Here is an 11,945-nt window from a genome sequence, read left to right on the forward strand (position 1 = left end):
AGTGGCTGCAGGGACATTTGTAGGATAATGACCTGCTCATCAGATAAAAATACACGGCCAGCAACGAAATATTTTAATCTGATGCTTTCAACATAACCATTTTCAAGATTTCACCCTGCATTTTTTGCTGCCTCAGCGCCTGATGCTTTTCCAAAACCAACAGATAGTCACGAAAATGGGAATGAACCTTACCTCTCAATAATTCAGGTAAGAACTTTAACTGCGCATCAGGAAACATCGCTGAAGAGGATTTCTTTATCACTACGGCTGGTGAAGGTAATAACATAGAATGATAACCTTCATTCATCGCAATACTGACTCCCTTCGGGTCAAAATCGCCAAAATAGATCATTGCTTTCCCGGTTTTCAACCAACAATGCTTCAATGCAACAGCCCCCTTACTGTATGTCCGATCGCCACGATAAATAATCAGAGGCGAACGGAAGTCGCACAGGGAATAATCAAAAAGCGCCAGATAGTAGAAACAATCCTGATTCTCCACCACGATAAGGGCATCAAACTGCGTCAGCGTAATATTACGCCAATCAGTATCGACGACCTCAACTGTCATCCCCAACTCATTGACTAAAGGCTGATTAAGACGGAACAGTACTCGATGCTGTTGTGGTCGAATTCCCGCCGTTTTAATCTCCTGATCGCTTAACTGCGCACTCTCAATACGATTTTGTGTACTAATATCGTCACGAAAATTTGCCTGTTTGAGACGCTGCTGAGCTTCTGAAATTTTCGTCAGCAACGCCATTGTAAAAATGAAATCAGGCAGCAACAAACTGTTAGCCGGGATCAAATCCAGCGCAGTACACCAACGCAAAACCTGCATCACGATTTTACTGTCGGTATTTTTCTTCTCGTAATTTTTCGCTTTCAGGCGATGATCAAGTTTTTTCAGCCAGACGAGTGCGTTATACGACAACGATTCTGCTTCGATCATTTTCCCCTCACGCCAATAATCACATCCGATATAATACGCAGATCATTTACCGGGCTGGCCTGACGCTCGTCACAACGCTGCCAGAAACGCGGTTTATCCGCTAACGGCAATGATTGATATTCCGTAATAACCTGATAAAGCCATATCTCGCTGTCCCAGTTCAGATGATTCTCCGTCAGATAATGCAGCGCGTTCACCGGCCCGGATTGCCCGGCAGCGAAAACATAGAAATCCTCAACGTCCATTTTAAGCGCAACCTGACGAGCAGCGACCTCCTCATCAATAGGAGGAATTACTGAGCCTGCACTTTTTGGCACAGGCGGAGGCATAACCGATGCCCGAGGCAAAGCGAGCAACATCTCCGCCATCATTTGCCGATCCACGGGTCTGTCGAGCGAAATGGAGGTTTGCAGTGAAAGTGGCGTCGCAATATTGAATACATCCGGCACTTCCCGGCGTTCAGGGTAGCTGGCGGGTTGATATTGTGGATGCTGACGCAAAAAAGCAGCCATATTCGTCACTAATAATGTGCGCGATTGCTGTTGGCGAAACTTAACCATCAGATCCACCAGACGCTGCTGAACGGCCAGTAATGAACTATGGTGAAGACTGACGCGCAACTGTAACTGACTCACTAATAATTTACGTAGTGCGCTATTGTTTTCCGCGAACTCTATCAATTCATGGAAAACAATCAAATCCAGTCCATCAAGCAACCGACGAACCTGGTTTTGCGCCCGCGCATTCTCATTAATTTTTTCATTCAGGCTGCTGACGAAACCAAAATCATTATTCAGACGGTGCCAGAGGCTGTCGATGGCCTCTTCAAACTGCCCGCTGAGATCGTGAACGAGTTCAGTCAACCTCTGCATTTGCCGTTCAGCAATAGTGTAATCACCTTTATAATAAGCATCGCGCCAGGCCTGCACCTTATTGCGGATTTGCTCCAGCTTTTCTGCCACATCCGCATTAATCTGCCGTCGGCTCTCATCAGCAACCATACTGGCAATGAGTTCGCTCACCAGCGGGCGTAGCATCAGTGGCTGTTGCTCATCAGGACGCCATACAATACGCGCTGCAATCAGCTTTTTTAATGTCTGGTCGCTAAAAGCCGTTTCATCAATAAACCCATCGACATACCCCTTCATTAAGGCGTGATGGTGTTTTCCCAACAATGCCAGCCGGTCAGCGCCGTTTTTAAACAGACCGGATAGCGGAGAAATCTCCTGCGCCATTACAGAAGCTCCTGCTGAACAGGCGGCGTGTCTTCAACCGGTAAATGCTCTTCATCACGGATAAAGCGGATCACATCAATCAGATAATCAATTTTCCCCGTGGCAATAAATATCTGCTGCTCGGCGTTGGGTTGTCTGACATAGCCATGTTCTTTCAAACGCCGGAAAATTTGTTTGAGCTGAAGATCAATGGAATCACTCTTACAATTGAAAAAACGATCGCTGGAAAGCTGATTCAGACGCTGTTGCAGGCTCTGATTATCCTCTACACGCGTCATGATTTCCGACAATCTGATATAGTCGCCGGCGGTCAGCGTACTCTCCCGCCCTTGCGTCTCCTGTATGAGTTGTAACCACTCAAGCAGAGGCAGCAGAGAAGAGATAATGTCCTTAAACTGATTCATCAGTTGGCTGCGGGTATCGCGATTCATCTCACAAAAACCCGCATAATAAACAGTTTGCGTTTCATTACTGACAACTCTGTAGTTAAGAGGGCGCAAATAGTTGTCCATCGCTTGCCGGGTACTCTCATCCTGTAAATGACGATAGGCATCCGGGTCGTTGATACGGCAAATAAATTCCCCTGTCAGCAGCCTTTTGATTAAAGGTCCATGTTCCAGCATTACACAGCCCCCTGTTCCATCTGCGCCAGTCGGGCTGCCAAGCGGCTCACTTTCGGCTGGATCCTTTTCAGCCTGCGCTGAGTCGGCTCAAGCTGATCGGCATCAAGTAAATAACGGTGTTTAAACAGCATTAACACATCCGATTCCGCATTCGGAAAAGCGCCTACAATCACAATATTATTATGGCTACAGGCAATAAATAATTTCTCTACATTGTGGTAGGCCAGCGTGCCGAGTTCATCAATGGGCCAGTGAATAACCGCGTCTGATTTGCCTCTTAACAAACGCGTGAACGCCAAAAGATATTTACATAAGATCAGATAGGCCATACCGTGGCTTGACGCTTCCAGCAGTTGACGATCGTTTTTGATAACAATATCTTCCCCACCTTCATTAAGATGAAGTTCGAGGTTCAATAACGATTCCATAGTGAAACGCTCATCGGCATGAAGCAGTTCAACCACATCCATAAGGGCATTCAAATAGCTTTCGGGAGGGAGTTGCTGACCAGACGATCGCCAGTCACTATAGCTTTGAGCAAAGCGCTTTAATGGTTTCCAGAATCGTAATTGGTCGATGGTTGATAAAATGCGAACTTCTGATTTATTGATGCCTTCCAGTTGCAAATCGTCGGTAACCGCATCGCTTAAGCGTCGACTTTGTTGCGAAATCCGGCGATTGATATCACTGAAAACATCAAAGAACTTTTTCAGATCGCCACCGATATTTTCCCCCATTTCCAGTAATTGCTGCTGTTTATCTTTAAGCAGTTGCAGGAGTTTTTCGAGTATTGGCAACTGCTGCCGGGTTCGCAACGGATCGGGTAATTTATCTATCTCAGAGCCCAATAATTCAAGGAAAGCAGGGTCAGCATCCTGATTAAAGCGGGTCTTAAACTCGTTGAGCTTACTCTCCAGCGTACGGGTCACGCTGGCGTGTTGCTCCAGCATATCGCTGGTACGCGACATCCGTTCATTAATATCAGCGGCGGAATCAATATAAGCCGGAACAATTTCGGCCAGCGGCAAAGGCAATAATCGGTCCAGCAACACCTTTAACTGACTAACAAGCTCGCCGGCCTGACGCATCAGCGTATCATAGCGTTTTTTCTCATCATTAAGCCTGTCTTTTTTATTCTGATACTCCGCTTTTAACTGACGTTCTGACTGCAACAGCTCACACTTCTGCTGAGAGAGTTCACTTTCCTGCTTCTGTTTCTCAGGCCGCAACTGCTCCCAGTCAAGTTTGATAAAACGCAGCCATTCGGTCAGCTCATCCCGACGTTCTTCAACCGCCTGAATATCTTTTTTAAGCGTTTCAATGCGCTCCCGCAGTATTTTGACTTCGCGGGGATCAATTCCCTTCTTCGCTAAATCATCGTCCAGAGCCTGCTGGAATATTCTTATCTGTTCTTCCATATCGGCACGTTTTTTGTTTATCTGTAGGGACAGTTCTTCCACCTTCTCATCAATTTGCTGCTGTTCACTTTGAAGGTCGATACTCCATTGCAGCGTTTGCGCATTATGTTCGTCCGTTAACGCGCGGAGATCGTGTTCTTTCTGTTGCGTTAATTCGGTATGTGCTTTTTCTAATGCGCTTAAGCGGACGCGTTTTTCCTGCCGACGTTCTTGCTCCTGCGCCCCATGCTCTGCGATTAAACGAGTACGGGCATCCCGGGCATAACCGACCTCCTGATTTTGACGTTGATATTGTCTTTCACACTCGTCCGCTTGCGATTGCAAATGTTTGACGTTCTGGTGGTGCTCCTGAAAGCTGGCTTCTGCCGTTTTCTTCGCTTCTTCAGCATGCACCCTGACTTGCTCTGCCTTATCAAGACTATGTCGAATTGAAGCTTCATCCTGTGCAAAATCGGGCATATCCAGTACGCTTAATTCCAGTTGCAGGCCGTACAGTGATTCCGACAGTTCCCTTAGATCAGGCTGCAAGTCCTTACGTTCCAGCAGGTTTTCATTCAGAATCTTGCCCAAATTCTGCTCCCAGCCCTCGTAACGTGAACGCAAGAAGTAGCGTAATGTCCCCTGTTCAGGATCCAACTGGCGATGCAGTTGCAGCAATTGTTCCTCAGCCTGATGCAGACCAGCGCGAGCATCGTGCAATTGCTTTTCTGCGCTATCCTGCTGTTTACGGGCCTCGGAGAGCTTTGTCTGCGCATTTTGTCGTTGATCGCCCAGTTGTAATAAGTACTCCTGGGCCTGCTCAATACGCAACTCTGCAATCTGGCGCTCTTCTTGCTCTTCAGCGGTTAACTGGGAATGTTTAAGCTCAGTGCTAACAGCCGTTCGATCGCATGAAATCTTCTCCAGTTGTTCACCGTAGTGATTTTCCTGCTGTTGTTTTCGCTCTTCGAAACGCTGCCGAAGTATCTCTTTCTGGCTGTCAAATTTATCCCTGACCGCCTCTTTTTCCCGCTGGCAATCCTGAATTTTTTGCTGAGTCAGTCGGTCCTGACGGTAAAAACTGTCTTTTAGTTTTGCTTTGTGCTGTTCAAACTCTCGGGAAAGTTCACCGACTTGATCCTGCATAAGCCGGTATTGCTCACTTTGCGCTAAAAGCGCCTCCCGCCACTGGGGCAATTCGTCCATGTGCGTCTGCAAAAGGCGGATATCTTTACGTTCATAACGATCGTTCTCTTCCTGAACATGATCCAGCCATGCCTGAACCGTTTTTAATTCACTTTGCGTTTTACTTAATTGATCGTTCAGTTCGCGACTCTGTTGATTAAAGCAATCCTCTAATTGGATAAACTCTCCCCGTCGCTGAATAAGCTGTTGTTCTGCATCCACCTTTGCCTGCTTCTGAATTTGTTCATCATTTCTTAACAGAGGGTGGAGCGCAGCTAACTGCGCCTCCGTATCATCCAGTTTCAGCCCCAGGCGCTGTAAGAGTTCAAACTCCTGCTGCAATTTATCGTAACGCAACGACTGGCGCATTTTTTGGATCCATTCCCGCGCAAAGCCGCTTTTTACTTTGGTTTGAGGGAGAGTAACGCCATCATCGGCAAAAATCGCCGCCAGCATGGTTTTGAGTGTTTCCATTTTGCCTTCACCGGCATGAACAGCACTCACTAATTTCTCAATATGTCTAAGCTTATAGTTACCACTCACCAGACTAAACGATGCCGCCAAACGACGTAACCGCATCGTCTCCGTCGAATTACCGCGTAATGACGATACATCATTCTGAATGATGCTACGGTACTCCGTAGTTGAACCTATTTTGGCTGAAACTGAGATGTCATCCCGGCTGCGCATCTGGGCAGACCATTCGTTATAACTCAAGCCGTTCGCGCCATCTTCCGTATAGCGGAGGAAAAAATCAGGATGATAAGGCGCACTAACAAAACGATATTCAACGCCGCCCTCATTTTTACCCGTCAAAACAACCAGGCAATTGTCACCCGTTTCTCGCTGGTATTCATAAATGATATAACTATTGCTACAGGGGAGATAAAACTCGTCGAACTTCTTCCGCGTTCTTGGTACGACTTTATTAGGCTGTTCGCCGTAGAAAACAGGAACAAGGCGCTGAAGCGTCGTTTTTCCGGAAGCATTTGTTCCACAAATATTGGTATGTTGATCCAGTTGAATTTCAACAATGCCAGGCAGGTGAGTGTGTATAAGAATGATACGAAGCAGTTGTGGCATGATACCTCCCTGAACATAAAATAACCTTTGAATAATACACTCAAAACCCTTTTTAAACATTGGGTTATTTCACAATTAGATCAGGAATCAGGCGATGCAAAATCTTTATGATCTTAAAAAGGGAATCGTACCGAAGGTTCTAACCGAACTACTTTCTTGATTACTAATCCATCATTATGATTTAAAAGAAGAAATACGGGTCACATGCAGGGTCTTGACAATAAGTAGCAGAAGAATTTTTTATAGAAATCAAATTGGTAAGTAACTGAATGTTCCCGAGTCCGGGCACCACTATTCAAAGAACCCGCCCACAAGGCGGTTTTTTGCTTTTGTTTGATATAATTTACTCCCTCCCCGTAGCGCTTTGTTTCAATAGAGCATACCGATTAAGAAGCTGATTAAGCCGCATATCGAGCTGCTGATACAACGCGGGTGATACCCTCCCCTGTAGGCTTAATTCCTCATCGATTTGACGCAATAACTCTTCTGTCGGCGGCGTTTGGTCAAGCTGGCGGCGGATAGTGAAAATGGCTGATTTCAGCTCCGACCCCGTCAGATATTTACCTTTGCGTTCATCAAGCGTATTTAGCCTGGCAGTTAACGCTTCCAGCCCCTGCTGGGCATCATGCCAGTTTTGCAGAGCGCTTTCCGGCAACGCTTCCGTGGTTAACGCTTTCTGTAACCCACTAACGAATGTCGTAGTCTGCGATTCCTCCGGCCATAGGGTGACTAACTGCTGCGCTAATGATGCGGCATACTCCCTCGACCATAGAGGTGACAGGTCATGTAAAACGTCCAATTGCCCTTGCGTTGCGGCAATTATGTCCTGCTTCTGCTCCTTCAAATCTGAAGATTGCCTCAACGTGGACAATTGCTCTGGCGACAGCATCTGCGGCAATGGCTTCACCAGTTCATATCCGTCGGCGCGCATATGAGTGATACCAAGAAAAGCACCTGTAGTTACGAACGCAGTCACCATGACACCGATAGCAAACCCTAACCACATCCGTCGGGCTCCATGTTCGGTTTGAGTAGCAAAAACCGTTGCGCTCGATTGCGCTGGTGACACGGGTTCATTAACCACAAAGACCAACTGTGGCAAAGACGTTTCAACGTTAATGGTCGCACCTGAAGCCGGTATCGTCACAACGGCTGAGCCCGAATCCGCTTCTGACTTCTCCAGGCGTAAAGCGGCATTGTGCATCCAGGTAACAACAGCCTCCAGTTTACTCAGCGCTTTCAACTCAAGCCGTTGCAGCACTTCGCAGGCATGTTTTAAACGCTGTTCAACCCGATACACCACGGATAAATCAGCATATGACAGCGTTAGCGTACGCAATTCTTGCTGTAAACGGGCTGACAGCCATGTCAGAATTTCAACGCGAGCATGGGTTTGCTGCGGCCATATAGCACTCCAGTGATGCGTCAGTAACGCCTCCAGAAGCTCGGCACCTTCGGCAAGTCCCAGCAGCCCGGCATTACGCATTCTACTGACGGTATACCAGGCCAGGGTTTGCAATTCGACGCCGTTATGGCGAAACAAAGTCAGGCTTAACTGTTCAACCTTTTGCCAGTCAACGTCCGGGCGCGCGGGATGAGTCAGCTTGCTGATTTCATCGCGTAGCTGCCCGAACTCCGTGAAAGCACGCGGGTCGCCACCGGCGCTGATGCGATTCGTCTCCATATCAGTACGCTCCTGTCTCAAGCCAACCCTGTTTTTTCAGGTGGCGGATGAGCACCCGTCCCTCGGGGGTAAAATCAGTGCCATAACGAACAACGCCAAGGTCCTGAAGCTCGGCATCGATGGAGTAGCGTAAATGCCCTGGCGATTCCTGCTCCTGCATTGTGACCTGAATACCGTTCAGTCGCGGTTCATACTTCAATAAAACCTGAGAAAGCGTACTGATAAGCTGATGTGCCGTTCCCGGCATACCCTGGAGGATTTTGGTCATATCCGGCAGACCGTAGTCGGGTAAATGTTTAAGGCTACCGGCACGCGTATTCAAAATGCGCTGCATATTATCGAGAACGGACAAGATGACCTGCGTGTTTTCACCAACTGCATGCAAAGGCAAACCACCGGAGAAATTACCCAACAAGATGTCATAAAGAGAAGGTCGTTTAATCATGACTCGTCCTCCTGCATCAGAAGAACCAGAGCCTGAGAATTTAATTCAATCACGCGCGCTTTATCAGAATCGAGATCTTCACGCTCCAATACTACACGCCATGAATCCTCAGACCGATCGGGAGAAATGAACATTCCCGCCACGGCAACATATTGCGTTTCCTTTTCGAGTGGAATATCGACAGTTACGCTTTCACCAGGACGTACCCGAATATCTTTCTGAGCCAATAAATCTGCTTTCACCACCGTACTGTCTTGCGCAAATAAAGACTGATAGTTTGTCGAATCAAATGCTTTACGATCTTTGAGTTGGTAAACACGTACGACCGTTGAAAGCGCGATGCCCTGCGCATTTTTATTAGCGCCCTCTCTGGCGCAAAGATCCAAATGCAATGTTTTAATTTCCTTATAAAAAATTGACTTCGTTAATGACACCGTACCTTCAGATATTTTCTGTGTCAGACCACATCCGGTTACCAGACCGGTCATTGCGGTTATTACGGCAAAATTAATAGCGATAATCGCCAGTCTCATCGGCTTCCCTCCGCTGATCGTGTTGACTAAGGCTCTGCCAGAGCCCAAGTTTAATCGTTATGAGTTGATTCTTAATTTCCGGATTATCCAGACGCATAACAGCCGTGCGGCCGAGCTGTACTGCGCGTTCGCTGTTATTACTGGTAAGTTGAGCATCCGGAAGCGCTGAACGAGGAATACGTAATTGCAGCCTCGCATTCACTCTGGCACCTAAATAAACGTGCAGGAGAGCGAGGAAATCATGGTAAAGCTGACCGCCGGGCAACCAGTCGCGAACCTCATCAGGAACATCCGTGGTTAGCGTAATAAGCACCTGACTGTTAATATCTACGGCGCTATGCCCAATCACCGGGCGAGAATGGAGGCTAACGGGTTGACGCGCACTCATTTTTAACGCCTTATCCAGCAGGACGAAGCGTTTATCATGAGGGGTCACGGTGATATTTGTTATTGGCGATAATAAAGAAACCAGCGCGGATATTCCTTCCGCCGTACGTGTTGGCATTCTCATTATTCCTAACAGCGCCAAAAAACGCGATAGCGGGGCTTGCGTTTGCGTGGCGCATCCTGGAATCCCCAACCCTGTTAGTCCCAGTAAATATTGCGATGTTTCATCTGTACCGCCGGGACGAAAGGTCGCTGGATAACTGTATTTACGCCAGATTCGATAAAACTGCGTAATTAAGCGGTGATTAAAAATATCCAGAAACTCAGCGGCAACGTCCGAACCTTCCTGACGCTGGGCGATATCATCCTGATAGGTTGTCGGTAGCGGCGACTCCACGCCATACAACCCCATAAAAGTGACACGAACCGTTGGCGGCAGTGTGGGATGCTGCAGATCATATTCTGCACTTTTTAGCTCACCCGCTGGGAACCCCATCCCCGGATGAGGGCGAAAACGAATGGCATCGAAGCGCGGACTTTGCTGGCTTCCTGGAGCTGGCGCTTGCGGGTTCCCCTGTTCCAACAACTGGCAGAAACGATAAAAATTGGTACGTGGCAGGTTTTCGCCAAGGCTATTTAGCAGCCGGGTAGCCGCTGATTGTGATTCTCTTTCCATCGCAAGCTTTTCCCTGCCGGCTGTATGATTAAAGTAAGCTGATTAAACAAATGAATATCCGCATATAATGCAAAAAAGCGGTTAAGCATTTCTCCAAACAGATGAATATCGCCCTCACCGGTAAATCCGTTCTCATCAAGCGTTATTTCGATGTCCACACCACGGAGTAGAAATCCTTTTTCAAAGCGCTGTATTTCATGTTGTTGAACATCCATGATCGCATCCAGACGACGATAATTAAGCTCATCATCCTGCCAGTTATAGAGAGACAACGTTCCTTTGAGCACTTCAGCGCTGGCCATCATATTCAGAAAGCTGGACCCGAGGTGGCTTAAGACGCGCCAGTGAAAACGATCCTCGGCGGGAGGATAAGCCGGTAGCGTCGGTTTACACAGATTGCGCACGGCAAGCGGCGTCTGGAGGATCTGCTCACAACGATTAAGCAATGAACTCTGCAAAGCTCGCCTGGGTAGCTGACCGTTTGTTCCGGTCACTTTCAATGACACGGTTTCATACTCAGCAAGACGATCCCGCTCCCAGGCGTCACCGCCGAGGATCAGCCAGGTGTCATACAATCCGGATACGCCGCGCCTGACGCGTGTATGGTAGTAACGTTCGGGCGCATTACGACGCATCATGCCTCCCTTGTGGCGAAAGCTGGTGAATGGGGCATAAACGGCATTACGCGCCCGCTGCGAACCAGAAACCGCATCCACCGAATAAATTTCCGTGTGACCATCCTGCAATCTGCGCGGACGCAGCAAATATTCGCTTTCCAGTCCATTAACCACCAGCGGATCGGCTTCCAGAGTGAAGAGATTAATAACCGGAACGCAGTGCAGACGGATATTTTCACTCCCCAAAGGAAGCTCAGAACTCCACTGTTGAGTCAGTACAGCTTCTATTTCAAAACAATCTATACCGGCAGGAAACGTTACCTTTTCCAGACCGTTAAGATGGACAAACATAAATTTTTCGCGGAACGTAAAATACTCAAGCAATAATTGCCAGCCGCCAAACGCCGCATCACCTTTTGGCCATAAACTGTCTTCACTGGCAAATCCGCCCGGGGAAAAGAACCCCTCCAGGCGAATACGTTCTACGCTGTTGGGGAGTCTCAAATAAAGAGAGGCCAGACGCTTTGTCAAAGCAAGGTGCAGCGCGTGGGTCACCGGCGCGTCACCGCTCAGGTAAAGGCTGAGACGCGTCAGATCGGTTTGCGGCCAGTCCATCTGTGGATTGCACTTTATTCGCATACAGATGACCGAGCGTCCGTCAGGTTCGGCATCGATATTCACCGCCGTAACAGACAGTGGGCTGAGCGTGACGGGCTGGGTAGTACGATACTGACATACCGTTTTTTTAGGACCGACGGGCTGGGACAATACGCCAAACCCCGCATTAATCCGTTCGCTCATTTTCAGCACATCAGTATCCGGTAAAAGTTCGACAATGCTTAAGGAGGGAATAGTGCGTAAATAATGTGGCCATAGCAGACTCATCAAGCCTTCGGTAAATTCAGGAAGATGATCGTCTATTTTGGCGCGCAATCGCCCCATCGAAAATGCAAAACCTTCGAACAGCCGCTCCACATAGGGATCGGGAATACCGGCTTTATCCAGATCCAACATGGCGGCACGATCCGGATGCGCCTGCGCAAACTCTTTTGCCGCTTCCCTTAAATAACGCATTTCCGCGTCATAATAACGCAGAGTTAAATCTTCCATTTTACAGTTCGCTTATTT

Annotated in this window: 9 protein-coding genes; all 9 read right to left on the reverse strand. The window is 47.9% G+C overall.

Annotated features, from left to right (window positions below):
• Positions 1-73: 73 nt before the first annotated feature.
• The gene (locus tag AL515_RS20440; RefSeq protein WP_061068562.1) at positions 74-952 is read right to left on the reverse strand and encodes a DUF7281 domain-containing protein; all 879 of its coding nucleotides are present in this window, start codon (positions 950-952) and stop codon (positions 74-76) included.
• Positions 949-2,187, reverse strand: a complete 1,239-nt coding sequence (locus tag AL515_RS20445; protein WP_061068563.1) for a hypothetical protein — start codon at positions 2,185-2,187, stop codon at positions 949-951. The genes AL515_RS20440 and AL515_RS20445 overlap by 4 nt, the downstream gene beginning before the upstream one ends.
• On the reverse strand, positions 2,187-2,810 hold the full coding sequence (locus AL515_RS20450; protein WP_061068564.1) for a condensin complex protein MksE: 624 nt from the start codon (positions 2,808-2,810) through the stop codon (positions 2,187-2,189). Before AL515_RS20450 ends, AL515_RS20445 begins: the two co-directional genes overlap by 1 nt.
• Entirely contained in the window at positions 2,810-6,475 is a 3,666-nt protein-coding gene (locus tag AL515_RS20455) for an ATP-binding protein (RefSeq protein ID WP_061068565.1), read from the reverse strand. Before AL515_RS20455 ends, AL515_RS20450 begins: the two co-directional genes overlap by 1 nt.
• Positions 6,476-6,818: 343 nt before the next feature.
• Entirely contained in the window at positions 6,819-8,159 is a 1,341-nt protein-coding gene (locus tag AL515_RS20460; protein WP_061068566.1) for an ImpA domain-containing protein, read from the reverse strand.
• Position 8,160: 1 nt separating this feature from the next.
• Positions 8,161-8,604, reverse strand: coding sequence for a type VI secretion system baseplate subunit TssE (gene tssE / locus AL515_RS20465; RefSeq protein WP_061068567.1), 444 nt, complete (start codon positions 8,602-8,604; stop codon positions 8,161-8,163).
• Positions 8,601-9,137: a type VI secretion system lipoprotein TssJ gene (gene tssJ / locus AL515_RS20470; RefSeq protein WP_061068568.1), complete on the reverse strand. Its 537-nt coding sequence runs from the start codon at positions 9,135-9,137 to the stop codon at positions 8,601-8,603. Before tssJ ends, tssE begins: the two co-directional genes overlap by 4 nt.
• The gene (gene tssG, locus AL515_RS20475; protein WP_061068569.1) at positions 9,112-10,200 is read right to left on the reverse strand and encodes a type VI secretion system baseplate subunit TssG; all 1,089 of its coding nucleotides are present in this window, start codon (positions 10,198-10,200) and stop codon (positions 9,112-9,114) included. Before tssG ends, tssJ begins: the two co-directional genes overlap by 26 nt.
• Positions 10,161-11,927, reverse strand: a complete 1,767-nt coding sequence (gene tssF / locus AL515_RS20480) for a type VI secretion system baseplate subunit TssF (RefSeq protein WP_061068570.1) — start codon at positions 11,925-11,927, stop codon at positions 10,161-10,163. Before tssF ends, tssG begins: the two co-directional genes overlap by 40 nt.
• Positions 11,928-11,945: the final 18 nt, after the last annotated feature.

The organism is Citrobacter sp. FDAARGOS_156, from assembly GCF_001559235.2.
Taxonomy (GTDB): Bacteria; Pseudomonadota; Gammaproteobacteria; order Enterobacterales; family Enterobacteriaceae; genus Citrobacter; species Citrobacter youngae.